Below are 20,543 nucleotides of genomic sequence, written 5' to 3' on the forward strand. Positions count from 1 at the left end.
AAGCGTTTAGTGCAACACGCTGCCTTCGGTCATTGAAGATTCGGCAAATTTTTTGCCGTAACGTCGCAGAGTGTAAATCGCCACACCCAACGCAATGACTCCGAAGCCACCGCCGACAAAGCCGACATCCGCCATGTTCAGATAAATACTGACTTGGCTGCCAATTAGCGCGCCGCCACCAATCGCGATATTAATAATCCCCGAGAGCAGCGACATTGCCACGTCAGTCGCATCCTGAGCCATCGACAGCACTTTGACTTGCAGACTCAGGCCGATCATCGTCATCGCCATGCCCCAGAACAGGGACAATATCACCAGACTGGTTGTGTTATGTGACAGCGGCAACAGCAACATCATGCTTAGCATCAGCACCGTCAGACAGGTAATCATCACGCCGGACGGGAAGCTGTGGTTCAGTCGGGTGAAGATATAGCTGCCGACAATACCCGCTAGCCCGAACAGTAGCAGCAGTAAAGTCGTGAAGTTTTCATTGTAACCGGCGACGCGTTGCAGGAACGGTTCGATGTAGCTGTAAGCAGTATAATGTGCAGCAAAAACAATCACTGTCACCAAGTAAATCAGCACCAGCGCAGGCCGTTTAAACAGTTCCGGCACACTTTTCAGAGAGCCTGAGTTGTTGCTTGGTAGCAGAGGCAACAGCTTAATCAGCAAGATCATGGTGATCAACGCGCCACCGCCGATAATCAGGAAGGTTGCACGCCAGCCGAGCAGCTGACCGATAACCCGGCCTAATGGCAGGCCCAACACCATAGCCAATGCCGTGCCGGTGGTGAGTAGGCCAAGGGCTTGCGCTTTTTTACCCGGAGGAGCAACGCGCAGCGCCAGCGAGGCAGTAATCGACCAGAAAATTGCGTGCGACAGGGCGATACCGACTCGAGAAATCATCAGCACCATAAAGTTCCAGGCAAATCCGGAGAGAATATGGCTGGCGATGAACATCACGAAGACGCCAATCAGCAGCTTGCGACGTTCCATCTTGCCGGTCAGCAACATCAGCGGCAGTGAGAACAGGGCGACCACCCACGCATAAACCGTGAGCATGATACCGACTTGAGCGGCGGTCATTGAAAAGCTTTGTCCGATATCCGTCAACAGACCGACAGGCACAAACTCAGTGGTATTAAAAATGAACGCTGCCAGAGTCAAACTCAATACTCTGAACCAGCCCTCTGAGCGAGAAGACATCGTAGTTTGCATAAATTAAAACCAGGAAAAATGAGTGATCAGTAATCTGAACTCAGGCCAAATGGCTAAGCTCTGCGATAATTTTAATGGAAAATCAAGCCGTTTACGTTTCTGGATAAGCAAGTTAAAGAAAGAGCGTAGCAGATAAAGTGTGATCTAACGCACAAGAAAGGCATTCTACTCTTTGAGTAAGTGATTTGTCGTTCGTTTTATGGCTTAAACCGACAATTTTCTTGATGAATTTGCCTCATATCATCATATTTTAACGACAAGTTTTAATAATGCTGCATATGTAAATTGATTGTAAAAGATAAGTTTTTTTATTTTGGAAGACATCTTCCTGATCTAGTTAATCCCCTTTGCTCACATTTATGAACTCTGACATTTTCAATGCTGAAAGGGGATTACTCCGGCGTTTTTTATAGCAACCAGATTGAATTTAATCGTTTGTCGTTAAAACTAATGCGACTTAGACTTAACGCCACGAGTATTTCTGAAACTCAGGCAGGCTCTCCATACGCTGAGTGACCTGTTCGATTGCACTAAATTGACGTTCTGCTAATACCTGCGGGATCATATGCTGAATAAAGCTCCAAACCACCGCCGTGGTGATACTGACCTGGTCAATAGCGCCGGATAAATTGTTTCTCTCTTTCAAAGCAAGATTCCAACCCTCGCAGGCGGCCAGCAATTGTCCCGTTACGCGCTCGACCCAAGGCTGATGCTGCTTTTCATCGGGACGGAGCTTGTGTTCATAAACAAATTGCACCGCTTTTTCACTGGCCGCCAGTGCCAGTCCCAATATTGATAAATCCTCTGCCAACGTCTTGGTTTCCTTTGGCAACAGCTTATGTTCGGCGGGTGCCAGAGTTTCGAAAAAGCCGATAATCAGCGTCGAATCCATTAGTAGCTGGCCATTGTCCAACGTTAGAGTAGGTGCCTTTACTACCGGATTAACTTTAGTGAACTCCTCGAAATGGCTAAACACAGAAAAAGGAACGTGTTCAAACTTGATACCATAAAGCTCGAGAGAAATAGCCACGCGCCTAACGTAAGGAGAATCCAGCATGCCAAAAAGTTTCATTGTTTTTCCTGTCTGTAAGTGGGTTGCTGCCCTAAATAACTAACTCTTCCTGAAGAATATTAGTCAAAAACGCCTCAATTTTAGCCTCTATTTGACTATCGATCGTTCTTAATCGCAGCAGACCAATCTGGCACTCGCTGAGAATCGCATCTTTTAACGCATCACGCTCGCGTTGCTCAGTGCTTTCATGAGAACCGCCATCTACCTCAATGACGGCCAATGGCTGTTTTCCAACGCGGTAATATAAAACAAAATCACAGCTGGCCCCCTGAGCAATAAATTCTAATTGGCGGGAAGTAAAACGGCTATCGCTGCTAGCTACGATTTGTCTGAGAGGGACTTGAGCATGCATAACCAATGAATGATAGGCCGGATAACTAAGAGATTCATTAATCAATTGCCTGGTAATTTTTTCGGAGAGGTACCCGGGATCATTATGATTGAGGCGCGCTTTGAGCTTTTCCAAGGAGCGGTCGTACTCCTCATAAAGCAAATCAAATGCGCTGACCACTGGGCTGTAATGCAGGTGGCCTTCATTTGCATAGTAAGTCATGTAGCGGATAAGTGCCGCAATATGCTGATTATTTTTGGCAAATACATTATCCCCAGTGACCAATGTAAAATTACTTTTCGCCCTTGAGACTGCTACATTAATTAATTGAGGGCTATCAACAAAAGAGATTTCCTTATCTTTAGCTTTCTTGTCTAGTACTGTAGAAAAAACAACTCCCTCACATTCTCTACCCTGAAATTTATGAACAGTTGAACTAATAAATTCATTTTGCAGGGTTTTACTGGAGAGATTAACCTGCGCATTGTAAGGTGCTAGGAAAACTCTACTGCCGGACTCTTCCCACTCCAGCGTATTTAATGACTCTAGCTCACGCAGATTTTTGTTATTACGCGCATGATTACCTTTAGCCGTTACCACTAGCGACAAAGCTGATTCGCCATTATCATGCGTCATAGCAATCAGTTTATTATTATAAAATTGTAAATTACAGAATTGAATAATTTTGGGGTGGCAGCGGTAATGTTCTTTCAACAGTGTTAACGGCAATGTGTCATCATATAGGGAAATAAGAGAGTCCAGCAAACTATGGCTTTGACAGTCATAATACACGACTGGAGGGGGAAGGTTATTATCTTCGGGGACGTGAGACAACTGTTTGCGATCTCCAACCACTATGATATTTTTGGCGCACCCCAAAGCAAGTATCCCTGGAATAATATCTTGTTGTGATGCTTCATCAATAATAACATAATCAAGCAAGGTTCCTGGCGCCAAACTGTTAATAATTGAGTGCGTACTACTTCCAATCACGGGATAACGTTTTAAGAAGTTTCCAAAGTCATGCTGATAATTACTTTCTTCAAATTTTATTTTTAATTGAATCGATTGCCTGAGATGGGCTCGAAGATAAGCCATAGAGTTTTGCCTAACGTTCTGCTGTAAAGTCTCGACATCATTGTCTTTAAATATCCTTTCGATATCAGCCAGCGCCTCACGAGCCTTTTTAATGCGAGTTACATAATAATGACGCTGTAAGGAATAGAATATTGACTGTCTTTTTCCCAATGTGTTCAATGGTGTTGTTTTAACAATCGTATATTTTAAAAACAACGAGAACCTATTGCGAAGGCTGAGCCGGTTTATTTTAAATGATTGCAGCAAGGCCATCAGATCGGTGATTTTGTGTTGATTCAGCCGATAACGTTTAACGTTGGGAAGGTGAGTAATATCTTCACTTTCCAGCCATCGGTCGAGATATTTTTCTTCAATGACTAACTCGTCTATCTCAGCACGAAGAGCAGCAACTTTATTCTGCGCAAGAAGGTGTTTTGTCAAACGTGATATTTGTTTTGCAATGACATCAATTTCGGGGGCCTTTGCTAAAGGGGCTGCTGGAATCATGGGTTGATTGCGAAAAAAATTACCGCGATTCGAACTACTGCCTAATCGTGCAACCACATAATCCAGTTCCTCTTTTTTCAGTTTATCGTATACATTATCAACGGCTGTATTGTTGTTGGAAACAATAGCAACGCTACGATTTTGAATCAGAATGTTAGAGATAATATTGAGGATTGTCTGTGTCTTGCCTGTTCCTGGCGGCCCTTCGATCACGGATATTTGGGCGCTAAATGCTTGCTCGACGGCTTTCATTTGGCTTTCGTTCAAACCGAAAGGGTAAATGTAATTATTGGGAGCAGTGCGTGGGATGTTTTTGCCGTTGCAATAGGCTTCCAATGCCGTATCGGGATGCGGAACGATTTTATCCAGCTGACGTTCTATATTTTCAGCAATATTTTTTTTATCGTATTCAGCGCTTTTAGTACGCAGTTGGGCAATTTCACGAAAATAGCGGTAAATCATCCCATTTTTCAATGCAGTGGAAGGAAAAACCTGCACATCATCTTTTTTCATAAGATAAGGTTTTTTAGTGTTCGGATAATAAATGCAGGCATACTTTTCACCGATTATTTCAGCGTAGTCAATAATTTTTATATTTGGCTTGTTCTTTTGTACAAGCAAAGTACCCTTTAAGCGAGTCGTGGGTACAACGCGGCAATATTCTAATGGACGGGAATAGCTTTTACCCGAAAGATAGTGGCAGGTGAGCTTTATGCACTCTTCTTTTTTATTGTAACTTAAGGTCCAGTCCTTGAGTTGTGATGTTTTATCTTGGTTATCCATGTACACCCTGACCATTTTCTCTTCTCCATGAGTTTGTTATTATTTACCACTATACTCGCCAGTTTCCTCAAGGTGAAGCTACCTCAGTTGAATCTATGAAATTAAAAAATCCATAAATATCTTCACATCTGGTCTTCATGTTATTAATTATTTAATCTTGACGAGCTAAGCTAAATTAAAAAATTTATTACAAGCATAAGCGGCATGCTCATAATTGCGTTTTAATAATCTGACTGTCAATTAAGTAGAGTTATACAGCCGCGACTGAAACAGTTCACATTATTTGGCTAAAAACATTGCGTGATTATATTGAGGTCTTGTACATTACACGCCGAAAAATTACTTTGACCAAAGCCTGTTTTTAATTATTTCCGCATTGTCCCTAACCTTGCCACCCTGGTTGCAATTACTGAACAGGATCCAAATATCTCTGTAAGGTTTGAGACGCGTCTTCTAGTTATCCGCAGTGATCAGATTTCGTCTGTGATTGCTTCGAAAACCATGTCTTAGCAATATGTTAGATAATGCTTTTAAGTCAAATTAAGGATCGGTTAGTATTGCTGATATTTTAACCATGAAAATGACAAGGAAAAAGGAATGAACTGTCAATATACCAATGAACTGACCCCGGAACTGCTGGCAACAATAGGTCAATCCCCGTTTACGGCGGAACAACTGGCCGGGATGAATAATGAAGCGCGTGCGCTCATCGCTGTACAGCAGGAGTATTGCCGCCAGCATCCTGTTAATGCCATATATCGTTTTGCCGTGGAGGGTGGCCATACCAGAAAGGGCGGCACAGTTCGTGCAGCATACAACGGAAACGAAATCGAACTTCCAGATGGTAAAAAGGTGAATGTTGCGCTGGAAGGTGATGAAGTTGTTTACCCTGATGGCAGAACGGCGAAAATTGTAGCAGATGCGGGTAAAAGGAGTGAGGTCAACAGTCGCAGTGTAGCACTCGTCGGCAGCCATCTGGATAACGGTGATGAGATTATCTGCACACTCTGCAATGGAGCAATGATTGTCGGACGTGAAGGAGAGGCAATGCCTGATGATTTCCTGTCATCTGCTGAGGTGGCGTAATGGGAAATCGATCTGACTGTTATGGGCGGGGAACCGCACTGGAGGGGGATAAAACAACCACGGGTGCAGAATGTATCCCCTCAATGTCCAATGATACTGAGCATGGACGCAGGGTTATTCGTGTTGGGGATAAAACAACTCCATGTCCCAAATGCGGCAAAGTGGGCGTTGTCGTCTCGGGTGAACCTCGTGACACCAACGACGGCAAAATAGCTGCGGTAGATGGTTCAATCGTGCACTGTCATTGCCCCTCTGGATCAAACCGGGTTATTGCGCCTGCAGGGCAATGGGTTGGAAGAGGTCCAGATCCTTCGATTGCTGCCCTGGCAAAATTGGTTGCTGAACGTAAGGCCGCAGAAGAAGAAAAAACTAAACAACTGGCAGAGGAACGTGACCGCAATCGGGTATTTGCCAAATCCTGCCTTCGTGGTGATGGCTGTAACGATGCAGGGGAAGAACGTGAACCCCACACCAATTTTGCCACAATGGCATTTTATCAGGCTGTCCCTTCTTCCGATCCTGCATCTGATAATGAAGTGGTCCAACACGCTCAGACCGCCAAGAAAAAGAAACCTGCAGAAGATATTCCTGAGCCGAAAAAACGAAGCGCCCTGTACAAATGGTGGTTTGGTAATCATAAGGAAGTCAAATACCAGCGGGCAACAGCCACAGCAGCGAGTGCAGCCAATGCACAGGTGGCGGTAGAAGGAGCCAGTGTCCTTGGTCTGGTGGGTGGAAGTGCCATTACATCAGGCACATGGGCGGTAACCACGGCTACAAGGATCGGTGAAATTGCTGCCAGTGGTCCCGGAGCACCCTTAGCTGCATTATTGGTAGGAATGTATCCCGGTAAGCTGAATGACGGTGAACAGGATTTTATTGACCGGATGCGGCTCGAACAGATGCGTGAAGCGCCAAGTCGTGTGCGTTATACGTGGGAGCAAGACGATAAAGGTAATCCGATTCCTCACGGCTGGCATACACCACCGGGTAAGGATATGGTGCGTGTGCGCAAAATGGCGTGGGATAATGCCCGTAAGGCGTATACTTTCACTACCGAGGAACAACCACGCATTACCATCATCTGGACGCCAGACAGTTCAGGTGTCAATGTTCCTTCAAATACAGGCAACCAGAACCCGGTAAGAATACCGAATCCAATAATTGTTGATCCGTTGCCGGAAGATACCAGTATTGAGGCTACAACCACTCCGGCACCGGAAGAGAAAGGTTTTGCGGATTATATTCTTATCTTACCGTTGCCAAATATTCCGCCGATTTATATTTATCTGAATGAAAATAAAACATCGTTTGCACATGGATACAAGCACCATCCTCCGAAGAATAAATCATGGAAAGAGATTATTGATAGCACAAAAACAGGGCCAGCAAAATTTAAGCAAGGTGTTGATATCACAAGTATTGATCATGATGTGTGGGATACTGGAACATCTACTACGAATGGTCAAAACTGGAAGGTGAAAGAGTTCGGCATTGTTCAGGGTGCTTACAAGGGCAAAGAAACAACATGGGTTGTGACAAAGGAGTCGCAAGGCACCATACACTCTCATCCAATTGATGCTGACATAGCAAGGAAACTATTGAAATGAAAAAGAATTATATTATTTTAGGAACAGATTTTGAGCTTGATCTTTCCAACATCTTTGATGAGTTATCGTCTATTGATTTTTCACGAGGAATAGATGAACAAATAATGATTTTAGATGAAGATTTATTACAGCTTTCATTAACATCAGGGTATGTTGTTGATGTTGGTTGGTATCCAGCATTTGAAAGAGATGGTAATTTTGTTATCAATCGCATCACAAATGGGTGCTGGGATACACCAGAATATCAAAATAAAGCAGGATGGAATAAAAATGACTTAATAAATAAAATCAGAGAGGCTATTGGGTAAAAACTATTTCTTAATAACTCTTTTCAAGAGATATGTATCCCTGATATTAAAAGAAGCCTTCGACAAATACTTTTTCTGTGAAAACAAAAGATGGTGTTCCGAAAATGATGTTTAAACCTAAAAGTAGGATGGAATATTGGGAGAAAAAAATGATTAGCGCTATTAATTTATGTCCTTGCTGTAAAAAGCATGAGTTTTCAGAAAAAGAAGCTATGAAATATGCCCAGTTTGTAATTGGGAGGATGATCCCATTCAATCAGAAGATCCAAACTATGCAGGAGGAGCCAATGTAATGAGTTTAAATGAATCCCGCAAAGCTTATCAAGAAGGACGAGAAGTTGAATAATACTTTTCTGACTCAGAAATTGGGTAGATAACTGTTGTTTTTTCCTCATGGCAGCACATCTATTCTGGCGTGTTGCTTCATTTCTGAACTTCTCAAACATCTACCTAAAACACACATACTGTGGTGGTTCATTGCACACTGCCATCGGCATTCAATTGATTTAAAAGATCAATATATTAACATCGATAGTTTATGACGATTGATAATGATTTATTGATCGGTTATTAAATTGCTTATAACAATCGATTGTTGTTATTTGATAAATTAAAACTATTAAATGTTTTCTATTGATCGATATAAACGATATGACGAACAGCTAAAATAATTCAATTCTATCAATTGGTTAAACAGACTGCTTCTGGTTCTGGCGGAATGTGGTGAAAAAGGCGATTTTGAGAAAGCAATTAACACAAAAATCGGTCAAACCAAATCTTGTTATTCTCTCGGTGACAACAATGTCACTTTTCCTGTGCGCCTGACTAAGCCCCTGACCGGTCAAACTGTGATGCCAGCTTAGCGCCACGGTCTTAAAGACCTTTTCCGGATAGCTAACCGCTTTTTCGTCGATACGTTGTTGGAGAGGGTTAATGTTCTGCGCCAACTGCCTGCGAATGTCGTTACGCTTTTGACGAGCATTAGTGAGAGAGATGAGTGGATAGGGACCTAAGCCAAGGCGAGATTCTTTATTATTGATGCGATATTTGAGATACCAGAGACGTGAACCGCCTGGATTGACTAAAAGATACAGACCTTGGGAATCGTAAACTTTGAAGGGTTTGTCAGATGGTTTTAAGTTGCGGATTTTTGTGGCATTAATAGACATTTGGGGGTCACTCCGTCATCGAACCAACATGACCCCAAATCTGACCACCAATTTATCCCGATGCAAAGGGATAATTGAGGATAGGCCGAGAAGAGTGAATAACCGACGAAGGCGCGTGCAGTAAGGGTATAGCTCGAAAAGCAAAAAGCCCACACAAGTTTCCTTGTGTGGGCTTCTCTAAATTTGGCTCCTCTGACTGGACTCGAACCAGTGACATACGGATTAACAGTCCGCCGTTCTACCGACTGAACTACAGAGGAATCGTGTGAACGGGGCGCATCATATCCAGAGAGAGATAGCGTGTCAACGCGAAATTACGCCTTGGCGTTCGACTGCTCATCTACTGAACGATATTGGTGAAATAACGCCTTTTTCAGCCCTCGCTGCTGAAAAATCAGCAGTCAGCAAGCTTGCCGCGAGCTTGTCGCATCAGCGGGTCCTGTTTGTAAAATCGGCTGAAATGGCCGTAAACCAGTGGGAAGCGTTGCGAAAGTAGCTCCGGTGCGCTAAAAAAATATTCCGATAACACGGCAAAGCATTCGGCGGGGTCAGTGGCGGCATAGGCGTCCATGCTGGCGGCCTCTTCGCCCACCATATCGATTTCGTCTTGCAGATTTTCCATTGCTGCAAACAGGTCGTGCTCCCAGCAGACAACCTCTCGCAGAGGAATTGGCGGTATCCCGGTTGCCTCACCGCCATTGCGGATATCAAGTTTGTGAGCAGCCTCGTGGATAATTAGATTGAAGCCGGACTTATCGAAGGAGTCTTGCACGTCAATCCAGTTCAGCACAATCGGCCCCTGATCCCAGCTTTGCCCCGACTGCACCTGGCTGCCGGAATGAACAATGCCGTTTTCATCCTGCCATGGAGTAACAACAATAAAGGGGGTCGGGTAGAGCAAGATTTCATGAAATCCATCGAGCCATTCCGCGCCCAACTCCATCACCGGTAAGGCAAACAGCAGGGCAATCCTGGCTTGCATCATTTCATCAAGTGAGACGTCTTGCAGCTGGAGCAGTCTTTTTTGCTGTAAAAGTTGACCGGCAACGCGAATAAGTCGCTGCTGTTCATGGTGATTTAAATCCGATAGCAGCGGGATCTCAAGAGCCTGTTGCCAGACCTCGCTTTTATCGATTTTTAGTTGGTTATTTTTCCATGGCCATTTGATCATCTTTTTGCTCGCAAAGTGTGAACATTCAGTCGGTTATAATTAACGCATGTCCAAAACCCGAAGAATGGTACCAGCAACCGCAGCTTATGCCACTTGAGCGTTCATCTTATCAAACGTAGCTCACGTTAATGTTGCTGTCGTGAGGAATTTTAAAAATTTCCTTTATCTAAAAGGCTGTGGATTGATGAATATATAATATGTCACTCTTTCTGATTCAATCCTGAAAACAAACCCATTATTATTTCCACTTAATGCCGTATCCTGGCAATTTATCAGGGATTATCAGATGCTCTTTTCAGTAAAAAAATTACTCTCCGTTTCTCTACTTGCTGTTGCTATGACTTCTGGTGCTGCGGTTGCGGCTGACGCACCAAGCTACGGTCCGCAGTTGCAAGGCTTTGATTATCCTTACCCGTTGCAGCATTTTTCCTTCAACTCTCAAGGTACTCCGCTGCAAATGGGGTATATGGATGTTCAGCCGCTGGGGAGGAAAAACGGTCAGACCGTGGTGTTGATGCACGGTAAAAACTTCTGTGGTGCAACCTGGGGTGGCACCATCAAAGCTCTGCTGGGGCAGGGTTATCGTGTGGTGGCTCCAGACCAGGTTGGTTTTTGCTCCTCGACTAAACCTGAGCATTATCAGTACACTTTCCAGCAATTGGCCACTAATACCAACGATTTGCTGAAAAGCTTGAAGATTAATAAAGCGGTAATTGTCGGGCATTCTACCGGTGGAATGCTGGCAACGCGCTACGCGCTGATGTTTCCACAACAGGTTTCAAAACTGGTGCTAGTTAATCCAATCGGTCTGGAAGACTGGAAAGCCAAAGGCGCGCCTTACCGTACCGTTGACCAGTGGTACGATCGCGAGCTTAAACTTTCAGCAAAAAGTATTCACGATTACGAGTTGAAAACTTATTATGTGGGTAAATGGAAGCCGGAATACGATCGCTGGGTTGACATGCTGGCAGGTCTGAATGAAGGTCCAGGACACAAGCTGGTGGCCTGGAACTCGGCGCTTATCTACGACATGATATTCACCCAGCCAGTGTTCTATGAGTTGAAAAACTTGCGCGTGCCGACCACGTTAATGATTGGTACGTCAGACACGACGGCAATCGGCAGCGATATCGCCTCTCCGGCGGTTAAAGCGCGTTTGGGCCACTACAATGTGCTGGGCAAGCAGGCCGCGAAATTAATCCCGCACGCTAAACTGATTGAATTCAAAGGACTAGGCCATGCTCCGCAAATGGAGGAGCCAGAGAAGTTCAATCAGGCGCTGTTTAAGGTCTTGCGCTAATTATTCACGTCATTAGGGGATCTGCTAAGTTGGGATCCCCTTGTAGCAACACTTTCAAGTTGAGGAAAGCAAAGTGACTCTCCAATCCTCAGAATGGTTTAGCCGCAACGGCATTGAATGTTCGCGTATTAAAGCGAGCCAATCCTGTTTCCCGAAACATACTCATGATGAATATGTCATCAGCGCTAACCTGAGTGGTACCGAAGAGATTTGGCTCTCTGGAAAAGTTTCTACGGTGAAAAGGGGGCAGGTTACTTTATACAACCCTGGTTCAATTCAATCCTCACGTTTTGGAAATGAAAGTGTTGAATTTATCAGCGTGCATCTTTCTCAATCATTGCTTAAAAGCGTGGCTGAAGAGGGTAATCTGTCAAGTCAGCATGGCGCGCCGATACTGTATGAAGGCGTATTCGATAACTCGATTCTGTTTAATGCGATAGGTCGCTATGCGGTTTCTGCTCGTCATAGCGATAGCGACGCCCAGGAACAGGAGCTTATCAGGCTGTGTGGCGAGCTGATTGATTCGCCAATCATGCCTGAAGGTGACGAGGAGCAAGCTATTAAAAGAGCAGTTGAATATTTACGCGAGCATCTCAACATAAGACCTAAGTTAGAGGTTTTAGCGGGAATTTCCGGGCTGAGTAAATATCACTTTGTGCGTCGTTTCACGCAATATATGGGCATGCCGCCTCTGCAGTATCATATGCAGCTTCGCTTGCTCCGTGCGCGACATCTTTTGAGAAACAATGTCCATCCAATAGATGCGGCCAACGCATTAGGTTTCTACGATCAAAGTCATTTTATTAACTCTTTCAGGAAAATGATGGGCACAACGCCTCAACATTACTCTTCTCAGGTTGGCTCTTTTGTCGCTGTATCAGGTTGCAATAAATTCTCGATACCCTGAAACAATGACGTAGAGGGCAAAGTAGCTAAAAATTATTGCCGAAGCGATATAGGAATACTTAAGCAAGCGGTGGCCAAGCAGCTTGCCGCCAAAGCTGCCGACCAGGCAGAGCACGCAGGTCCAGAACACGCCAGCAATAAAAAACCCACCCAAAAACTGTGATGATGCCTTGGCGTTTTGATGGCCCATGCGAGAAATCAAAGCCCCTCCTACGGTCGCGAACCACAAAATTGCCGTTGGCGAGGACATGGCCAGCAGCAGCCCACGGGTAAACTCGCGCAGCAATGATCGAGGCTGATGTGCTTCGTTGACGTTGAGTTCAATTGCCTGACGCACGGCAGCAATAATCATTTTAACCGCAAACCACACCAGCATGGCCCCGCCGCCAATCCACAGCACCCAGCGCACGGCTGCAAATTGCAATAACACCGCCATGCCAGCCAGTGCGAGCAGGGCGTAGATGAGATCTCCTACGCAAGTGCCGATCCCGAGCCAGAACCCGTGTAAATAACCGCGCTGCATAGCCAGAGTGATCATCGCAATGTTGGCAAGGCCAATATCAAGACATAAAGAAAGGCTTAGCAGAAAGCCATTGGAAAACGGCAGCATAAAAAAGGGCCTCAATGGTTATTAAGGCACCTAATTAATCATGTCAGGTCATTCTTGTATTGGAAGGAATTGCGATGTTTAGGAAATTAGCGCAAATTTTCAGGAAAATTTTTCGGTAACTCGCTGGCGGCGCAGTTAATCACCTCTTCATTATTCGCACCACAGTCGCGCACGAATGTAATGGTGGCGAACTCGTCAATCACCTCAGTGGGATAGGCCGGTCCGGCATCGCGATAGGCTTTCATCTGCGGAATATGTTCATTCTGGAAGCAGACGGTTTTTTCTGGATTATTCATTACCCAGCGAGGGAAGAAAATTGTGCCGTGAAACACGTTATCGCCTAAATTAACAATCAAGCTGACATCAGTCCCGGTCGGTTCGGTCCATGAAATTTTAAATACCTGCCGGGCAACGCGAACAATATACGCCTGCTGGCCTTTGACCCAGCGGTTGCCAACTATGCCGCTGTGGATGCGGTAGTCTATAGTCTCGGCATTTTTGACGTATATCTCGTAATTCCAGCCGTTATCATAGGTATAGACTACATGTTTGCCGATAAACTCGCTTAAATCTGATTTATCAAAACTGCTCATCTTTAGCTCCTTGAGGATGTACAAACCGGTAGCGGGTGCGATATCCCTACATTACTCCTTGCAAATTCGATTGAATAACGCTGATATATGATAATAACAATCTAATAACTAGATGGATTGGATTATGGAATTACCCTACACCACGCTGGAACAATGGGTCGTATTACAGACGGTCGTCAATGAAGGAAGCTATGCTCAGGCTGCAGACGTGCTTTACCGCAGTCAGTCTTCGGTAAGTTATGCCCTCGCCAGTTTGCAACAGCGGCTGGGATTGCCGTTATTGCAGATCGTTGGTCGAAAAGCCGAGCTGACGGAACAGGGGCGGGCATTACTCTCACAGGCTCAACCGCTAATTACTGCTTTTGCCCAGCTCGAGGCGAGAGCCGTGGGGCTTCGGCAGGGAGCTAAAACGCAAATTAGCCTGGTTGTAGATGCGGTGTTTCCGAAAGAGAATCTTTTTTTGTCACTTCAGGTTTTTCAGCAACAGTTTCCAGATACTCGGCTTCAGCTCACTGAAATCTTGCGTAATGAAACCGACCGGCAATTGCAGGAACGCGCCGCTGATTTGTATATCACGACTCAGCCCGCCGAGAATGCGCTTAACAGCCGCTGGCTGATGGACGTTGATTTTGTGCCCGTTGCGGCCCGCGAGCATCCTTTGCTGTTAAAACCAGGCACGCTGACCCACACTGAATTAGCGCATTACCCTTTGATCACGCTGGTGGATCGCGATTCACAGCGTGATGAAAAACGTAAGGCCTCTCAGACGGTTAACTGGAGTTTTACCACTATAGAAACCGCTATCGAAGCGATTGTTCATGGCGTGGGGTATGGCTGGGTTCCGTTGCATGTGGTGCAACAGCGTATTAATAGCGGAGAGTTGGTGCGTCTGCCGTTAGGGGAGCGTGCAGTAAGAAAAACTGCACTTTATCTGACATATAACAGTGAACAGCACAGCTACGATCCGACGCTCAATGCTCTGGTCGCAGAGCTTGAGCGCCGCAAAGATTAGGGCCTTTTATTGCGCCGCTTTACAGGTTTTAAAGATATCAAGCGTGGGGTCGATCACCGAAGTTTTCACGTCCATTGCGTCAAGCACGGTATGGAACAGATTATCCTGTGAGTAGTCGTTTTTCGCGGCCTGCTCTTGTAAACAACTCAGCGAAAGGCCCTGCGCAGCAGTGTATTGCGGCGATAGCCAGAACATCATGGGAACATGAGTTTGCTGTGGAGGTGCTACGCGGTACGGCGTGCCGTGCAGATACAGGCCGTCTTCACCCAGAGATTCACCGTGATCGGACAAATAAATCATCGCGACGTTATATTTGTCCTGATACTGCCTGGCCTTGGCAATCACTTGGGTCAGCACGTAATCGGTGTAACGCACAGTGTTATCGTAAGTATTAACCAGCTGTTCGTGAGTACAGTTCTGAATGTCGCTGCGCTCACAGTCTGGTGTGAAGAAACGGAAATTATCCGGATAACGGCGGTAGTAAGCCGGGCCGTGACTGCCAATCAGGTGCAGGCCAATGAGTTTATTTTTGCCATCATCGATGATTTTAGCGTCTAAACCTTCCAGCAAGGCGGCGTCATAGCAGGTTTCACCATCGCAATATTTGCCGTCTTTAGTGGTGGGAATGGTGACATTTGGCACGCGATCGCACACGCCTTTACAGCCTTCGTCGTTGTCTTTCCAGTAAACCGACACGCCAGCACGTTGCAGAATATCCAGGAAACTGTCGCTGCTATGGGCTCGGTCATTATCGAAATCGACACGTTTCATATCCGAGAACATACAAGGCACGGAAACCGCGGTTGCGGTGCCACATGAGCTAACGTGATTAAAGAATACTACATCAGGCGTTTTCTGCATGAAGCTGTTGGTTGGGCGATCGTAACCATCATAAGACTGGTTTTGAGCACGGCCGGTTTCACCTATCACCAGGAACATTAGCGTCGGTTTCTGACCCGGTTTTTGCACCAGTTTGGCGTCGGTGCCGACTTTCTCATATTTCAGCGGCTTGACCAGATACTTGTGATACAGGTATTGCCCGGTGCTGTAGAGGTAGTTAGTTGGCAGGATTTCGACGTTTAGTGTCCGATTGTTACGGCCAACCGAGGCGTAATCTTGATAATACTGGCTCGCGACACCGGCAATAATTGCCAACGAAACAATCATCGAAGCAATGCGAACGCCCAGGCGTTTTATTATCGTCTGGTTATATTTGATAGGCACCAGGAACAGTAATATGGCCGGTAATACACCGGTAATGACAAACCAGGAGATCACCGAAAAGTTTAAATATGAGGACGCTTCGCTTTGCTGAGTTTCGAAAATGTTTTCAATCATTCCACGGTCAAACACCACGTGGAAGGTCAATTCTGAATAAGACGCCAGTCCACTGGTAAGCAATAGAAAGATAAAGAAAATTTTGAAAATCGGCTTGAAGGTAAATGGCGTGAATACGAAGTTCAACGCAGCAAAAAGAACGACGGGAATAGAGAGCGCGAATCCGATTTTATAAGCCGACAGGGCATGTAATATGTTGTAGAAGTGCAGAAGAACCGGGAAGTTAACGATAAAAGTAAAGTACAAACTAATCAATAATGTCAGCCAAAAGTAGCTGATTTTAGGGATAAAGTTGCGCAATGTAGGCTCCAAAAAACACGAATTGGCAACGTGTGCCACAAGAAAGAAACAAATGGAGATCCCTTACAGACCCCTCAAGGCAATATAAAGCGACATATCATGGCCTCTCAATCTGAAGAAAGCCTTAATTTTTTAATTTTAGCATCAGTATTGGTAGCCGAGTACACAGTGTTTTTGTTCCCAAAGGTAAATTTTTTTAAGATTGTGAAGTTAAACAACAGAGAGAGCCTGACAGTCACATTGGCGGTTGTTTTATTAAACTCAAAGCACAAAAAGTTCAAAAAATAAATAAATTAAATAATGCTGGGTTGTAACACCTTTTTATCTATCCTGCTTGCATTGATATGCCCGTTTTTCACTAAGGTTCTGTGACTTGATCCATTCTTCGGCTGTTATCGCAAGAAACAGTATTATTGAAAAAGGTGCCATCATCGGGGCCAATGTTCGTGTCGGCCCTTTTTGCTATATCCAGTCAAATGTCGAGATAGGCGAGGGGACGGTTATCCTTTCTCATGCCGTGATTAATGGCCATACCCGCATTGGTCGCGAAAACATCATTGATAGCTATTGCTCACTCGGTGAGATTAATCAGGATTTAAAATACGCGGGCGAGGCGACCCGTCTTGAGATTGGTCATCGTAATCGTATTGGTGGAAATGCGACTTTTCATCGCGGAACCGTGCAGGGAACCGGTGTTACGAAAATCGGTGACGACAACGTTTTTATGGAACAGATTCACCTCGGCCACGACTGTGCCGTTGGCAACTTTACGCATTTTGGCCTGGGAGCCGTTCTGGCAGGTCACGTAGAAATTGATGATTACGTTCAGCTTGAACAGCAGGCGGCGGTGCATCAGTTTTGCATAATCGGCACTGCTGCGAAGATTTTGGCCCTGTCATGTGTGGTACAGGATATTCCGCCCTTCTTCTGCGTAGAAGGTAACCGCTGCCGACCGATTGGCATTAATGAGCAGGCTCTGGCACGGCTGGTTGACCAGGCCCCTTTGCGGCAAATTATTCTCAACCTTTATCATCGTATGTATTATTGTGGTGAGGCTCTGGAAACCGTGCGCGAAGAAATCGTCGAGTTGCAGCGCGAGTATCCTTTATTACAATGCTTTGAACATTTCTTTGCTCGGTCTAAGCGTGGTGTCATACGTTAGCCTGAAAGTCTCTCTGCGAAAGTAAGCTGTCGCAGAGAGAGGCAAAACTTACGCTTCTAATGCCAACAGAGCAAAGGTCGCCAGCCAGTGTTCTCCGGCATAATCACTATCAAGATGATCCAGCGCGCTGGCAAGATGTTGACTGGCCGAGGCATTGAGCAAAGCAATACGTGGATCACCTGCCGGTAACGCTGCCGCCAGCGACCGCTGACACCAGGCGCGACTGAGATTTAAACCATCCAGATGACCTATCTTACCGTCGCTGCGGTCGGTAACCGTGGCCGGAGTAAACAGTGTCTCGGGTTTGCCCTGCGCCAGATGCGGTAAAAATCTACCAAACCAGGTGATAAAAGCCTGCGGGGCCAGCACCCGCCGCATCAGCTCTGCCTCCATCAACGATGGCGATAAAAACTCATCACCATCGGGCTCCCACGCCTGACAGTTGACGTCTTCCAGATGCCAGCGCAAAGCCGTTTCTTCAATCATTCCAGCCAGCTTTTTTCGCGAGGCGCTGCGGGCATAATCGAGTGCCAATGTTAGCGCAAACGCGGTGTTAAAATGGCTACCCACTCGCAACGGGTAAGTCGCTTTGGGCAAAAACTCACAGAAGCTTTTTACAAAAAATTCGGTCATTGGTGCCAGCGTTTTTGCCCAGCCTTTAGCCTGTGGCAGTGACATACCTGCCAGCTGTTGGCTCAACGCCAGAAACCACGCCCAGCCGTAAGGGCGTTCGAAACCGCTGTGCTGTTTTTGCTGCAAATAGTGCATTTCGCCCGCGACGTTTTCCACAGTAAAATGTGCTTCAACGACGGCAATGATTTTGCTCGCTTCCGGCAGATCGGGATAGCTATCGAGCAAACGCAGCAGCAGCCAATAGCCGTGCACGCAAGAGTGCCAGTCGTAACTGCCGTAAAAAATCGGATGTAGCGCACGCGGCCCCTGAATATCGGCCGAACTCGCCATGGCGTGAGTCAGTTTGTTGGGATATTCGCGGGTGAGATGTTTTAAAGCCAATGAGGCAAAACGCGACGCCATCTCTGGCGTCGGTTGCAGGTTGGTTTGCTCAGTCAAATTATAGTCCCCATGAATGTTCGGTTATCAAAAGCGGAAGACAAAGAAATACATAAACGCGGTATTGACCAGCAGCAGCAAAATACCAGTCAGTGCCTGAGCCTTGATAACCCCATGTTTGTCTTGCAATTCCAGCAGAGCGGCCGGGACAATATTGAAGTTGGCGGCCATCGGCGTCAGCAGCGTACCGCAGAAACCAGACAGCATGCCGATTGCGCCCATAATCGCCGGATTGCCACCTAATTGATGCACGATGAGCGGCAAACCGATACCCGCCGTCATCACCGGGAACGCTGCAAAACCGTTACCCATAATCATGGTAAATAGTGCCATACCAAAGGTGTAGGCTATCACAATAGCCAAAGGTGAACCCATCGGGATAACGTCTTTAACCAGATTGGCGACGACACCGCCAACGCCCGCCAGCGCAAACAGTCCACCCAGCGCCGCCAGCATCTGCGGCAGAATAGCCGCCCAACCGACGGTATCCATGATTTGCCCACCGGCTTTAATCGCTTTTAACGGCGAATCACGCAGCATCAGCAAGGCGACGACAAATGCCACGATAGTCGCCAGCACCAGCGAAATAAGCGTGACATTTTTAGCTTCTACCAGCGGGGTATACTTCAGCGTCAGTGTGCCAACGAGCGTCAGGACTGGGATAAGCAGGGCTGGAATAAATAATTTGTTGCCGAAACGTTTGGCGTTGGCTTCACGCCTGACCGCGACCTCAGGTTGGTCAGCATCGGTCTTCCCTTTGCCCAACTGGCCTGTTCCGGCGATTACTGCCAGCAGGATCGCCATACAGCCGGTTACAAAATGCGGTAATTCGGTGCCTATCAGAAAACTGACTGCGTAAACGCCCCAGAACAGCGCATTCACGTAGCGTTTAGGATTGGTATTGTCGCGCAGATTAAAAATAGCAAAAGCTGCAAACAGCAAACCGGCAATAAAGTAAACAGTGTTTAAAGTAATCATTTACCGACGCTCCCTTGCTGCGCATCAAAGCGTTTGGCGAGTGAACGGTCGAGCAACCAAAGGCGAATAAAGTGAATAATCAATGCTGCGATGGCAGTGGGGATCGCCCAAACAGAAAGGTGCAGCGGTTCGACAAACACGCCATTTTGGTCGAGGAAACCTTTAATCAGCAAAATTGACTGCACGGCGATAAAAATATCCTCGCCGAAGAAAACAGCAACGTTGTCTACCGCCGCAGCATTGGCGCGAATTTTTTGGCGCACGTCGTTAGGCAAATCACCGTATTTGGTGACGGCGGCCGCTTCGGCCATTGGGGCAATTAGCGGGCGAACCATCTGCGCGTGACCACCAAGTGAGGTGAGACCTAGTGCGGCGGTCATCTGGCGGATAAAGAAATACATCATCAACACGCGACCTGTAGTGGCGGCGTGGATTTTGGAAATCAGATGTTTGGCCTGTTCACGCAGGCCGCTGCGCTCCAGAATGGCGATTACCGGTAATGTGAGCCAGACAAGCCCCATGTAACGGTTATCGATAAAAGCTTTACCAAAGGCGCTGACGATTTCAACGGTGTGCATGCCGCCCGCTAAACCGGTTGAGATCCCGGCGATGGTCACGACTAATAGCGGATTAAACCGCAGCGCAAAACCAATTACCACGATTGGTATGCCAATAAGAACCCACATTTTATATCCCCCTGTTTCTGAATGTTCATTGCAAAATGAATAAGGTGTTTGAACTGTTTTATTTCATATCGATTTGATTTATTGGAATATATTTTTTATTAAATTTTTTAATAAAAAAAGCATATAAAACAGTAAGTCCGGAAAGTAACAAGCAGCAACGACTTAAGCAAGTTTCAACCAAGTAAAACTCATACGAATTAATGATATTGAGGAGGGGATCATAAGATAGGGGAATAACCCGGCCAGAAACCGGGT

General features: G+C 46.1%; 17 protein-coding genes, 1 tRNA gene and 2 pseudogenes. 8 read left to right on the forward strand and 12 right to left on the reverse strand.

Translation table 11 applies throughout. The features are described from left to right. Window positions 1-6 precede the first annotated feature (6 nt). The 3 genes from AB3G37_RS08790 to AB3G37_RS08800 form a co-directional block, all read right to left on the reverse strand. On the reverse strand, window positions 7-1,218 hold the full coding sequence (locus AB3G37_RS08790; protein WP_192807926.1) for a sugar transporter: 1,212 nt from the start codon (window positions 1,216-1,218) through the stop codon (window positions 7-9). A gap of 463 nt (window positions 1,219-1,681) precedes the next feature. Beyond that, window positions 1,682-2,290: a glutathione S-transferase family protein gene (locus AB3G37_RS08795; protein ID WP_369790369.1), complete on the reverse strand. Its 609-nt coding sequence runs from the start codon at window positions 2,288-2,290 to the stop codon at window positions 1,682-1,684. Window positions 2,291-2,321: 31 nt separating this feature from the next. Then, window positions 2,322-5,003 carry an AAA domain-containing protein gene (locus AB3G37_RS08800; protein WP_369790370.1) on the reverse strand — a complete coding sequence of 894 codons (2,682 nt, stop codon included), beginning with the start codon at window positions 5,001-5,003 and terminating at the stop codon, window positions 2,322-2,324. Window positions 5,004-5,585: 582 nt separating this feature from the next. Here AB3G37_RS08800 and AB3G37_RS08805 point away from each other — a divergent pair. The 4 genes and pseudogenes from AB3G37_RS08805 (at window position 5,586) to AB3G37_RS08820 (ending at window position 8,338) form a co-directional block, all read left to right on the forward strand. Continuing rightward, window positions 5,586-6,074: a hypothetical protein gene (locus AB3G37_RS08805; RefSeq protein WP_369790371.1), complete on the forward strand. Its 489-nt coding sequence runs from the start codon at window positions 5,586-5,588 to the stop codon at window positions 6,072-6,074. Further along, window positions 6,074-7,684: an S-type pyocin domain-containing protein gene (locus tag AB3G37_RS08810; RefSeq protein ID WP_369790372.1), complete on the forward strand. Its 1,611-nt coding sequence runs from the start codon at window positions 6,074-6,076 to the stop codon at window positions 7,682-7,684. The genes AB3G37_RS08805 and AB3G37_RS08810 overlap by 1 nt, the downstream gene beginning before the upstream one ends. Next, a complete protein-coding gene (locus AB3G37_RS08815) occupies window positions 7,681-7,992 on the forward strand; it encodes a hypothetical protein (RefSeq protein ID WP_009635201.1) in 312 nt (103 codons plus the stop codon). Before AB3G37_RS08810 ends, AB3G37_RS08815 begins: the two co-directional genes overlap by 4 nt. Before the next feature lie 149 nt (window positions 7,993-8,141). Further along, window positions 8,142-8,338: pseudogene (locus AB3G37_RS08820) on the forward strand (CPCC family cysteine-rich protein). A gap of 499 nt (window positions 8,339-8,837) precedes the next feature. On the opposite strand, the pseudogene AB3G37_RS08825 reads toward AB3G37_RS08820, so the two are convergent. The 3 genes and pseudogenes from AB3G37_RS08825 to mtfA form a co-directional block, all read right to left on the reverse strand. Further along, a pseudogene (locus AB3G37_RS08825) lies at window positions 8,838-9,161 on the reverse strand (Arm DNA-binding domain-containing protein); the annotation flags it as partial. A gap of 184 nt (window positions 9,162-9,345) precedes the next feature. Beyond that, a tRNA-Asn gene (locus tag AB3G37_RS08830) sits at window positions 9,346-9,421 on the reverse strand. A gap of 134 nt (window positions 9,422-9,555) precedes the next feature. After that, the gene (gene mtfA / locus AB3G37_RS08835; RefSeq protein WP_369790373.1) at window positions 9,556-10,332 is read right to left on the reverse strand and encodes a DgsA anti-repressor MtfA; all 777 of its coding nucleotides are present in this window, start codon (window positions 10,330-10,332) and stop codon (window positions 9,556-9,558) included. A 286-nt stretch (window positions 10,333-10,618) separates the two neighbouring features. Between mtfA and AB3G37_RS08840 the strand changes: the two genes are divergently transcribed. Together AB3G37_RS08840 and AB3G37_RS08845 are read left to right on the forward strand one after the other, a co-directional pair. Beyond that, window positions 10,619-11,632: an alpha/beta fold hydrolase gene (locus AB3G37_RS08840; protein ID WP_369790374.1), complete on the forward strand. Its 1,014-nt coding sequence runs from the start codon at window positions 10,619-10,621 to the stop codon at window positions 11,630-11,632. Window positions 11,633-11,705: 73 nt separating this feature from the next. Continuing rightward, window positions 11,706-12,539 (forward strand): AraC family transcriptional regulator, encoded by an 834-nt coding sequence (locus AB3G37_RS08845; protein WP_369790375.1) that lies wholly within the window; start codon window positions 11,706-11,708, stop codon window positions 12,537-12,539. Here AB3G37_RS08845 and AB3G37_RS08850 read toward each other — a convergent pair. Beyond that, window positions 12,510-13,148, reverse strand: a complete 639-nt coding sequence (locus AB3G37_RS08850) for a LysE family translocator (RefSeq protein WP_369790376.1) — start codon at window positions 13,146-13,148, stop codon at window positions 12,510-12,512. The genes AB3G37_RS08845 and AB3G37_RS08850 overlap by 30 nt on opposite strands. 86 nt (window positions 13,149-13,234) lie before the next feature. After that, complete coding sequence (locus tag AB3G37_RS08855) at window positions 13,235-13,741, reverse strand: phenolic acid decarboxylase (protein WP_009635153.1); 507 nt, start codon at window positions 13,739-13,741, stop codon at window positions 13,235-13,237. 124 nt (window positions 13,742-13,865) lie between these two features. Here AB3G37_RS08855 and AB3G37_RS08860 point away from each other — a divergent pair, with 124 nt between their 5' ends. Then, entirely contained in the window at window positions 13,866-14,753 is an 888-nt protein-coding gene (locus AB3G37_RS08860; protein ID WP_369790377.1) for a LysR family transcriptional regulator, read from the forward strand. A gap of 6 nt (window positions 14,754-14,759) precedes the next feature. On the opposite strand, the gene AB3G37_RS08865 is transcribed toward AB3G37_RS08860, so the two are convergent. Continuing rightward, a complete protein-coding gene (locus AB3G37_RS08865; protein ID WP_369790378.1) occupies window positions 14,760-16,391 on the reverse strand; it encodes a phosphoethanolamine transferase in 1,632 nt (543 codons plus the stop codon). A gap of 373 nt (window positions 16,392-16,764) precedes the next feature. Between AB3G37_RS08865 and lpxA the strand changes: the two genes are divergently transcribed. Beyond that, entirely contained in the window at window positions 16,765-17,553 is a 789-nt protein-coding gene (lpxA, locus tag AB3G37_RS08870; RefSeq protein WP_369790379.1) for an acyl-ACP--UDP-N-acetylglucosamine O-acyltransferase, read from the forward strand. A 48-nt stretch (window positions 17,554-17,601) separates the two neighbouring features. Here lpxA and AB3G37_RS08875 read toward each other — a convergent pair whose 3' ends face one another. From AB3G37_RS08875 to AB3G37_RS08885, 3 genes are read right to left on the reverse strand one after another with little or no spacing between them, the layout of a single operon-like run. After that, window positions 17,602-18,624, reverse strand: coding sequence for a DUF2891 domain-containing protein (locus tag AB3G37_RS08875; protein ID WP_369790380.1), 1,023 nt, complete (start codon window positions 18,622-18,624; stop codon window positions 17,602-17,604). A gap of 27 nt (window positions 18,625-18,651) precedes the next feature. Beyond that, a complete protein-coding gene (locus AB3G37_RS08880) occupies window positions 18,652-19,602 on the reverse strand; it encodes a DUF979 domain-containing protein (RefSeq protein WP_009635147.1) in 951 nt (316 codons plus the stop codon). Then, on the reverse strand, window positions 19,599-20,288 hold the full coding sequence (locus AB3G37_RS08885) for a DUF969 domain-containing protein (protein WP_009635146.1): 690 nt from the start codon (window positions 20,286-20,288) through the stop codon (window positions 19,599-19,601). The genes AB3G37_RS08880 and AB3G37_RS08885 overlap by 4 nt, the downstream gene beginning before the upstream one ends. Window positions 20,289-20,543 lie beyond the last annotated feature (255 nt).

Origin of the sequence: Rouxiella sp. WC2420 (genome assembly GCF_041200025.1) — a bacterium.
Classification (GTDB): Bacteria; Pseudomonadota; Gammaproteobacteria; order Enterobacterales; family Enterobacteriaceae; genus Rouxiella.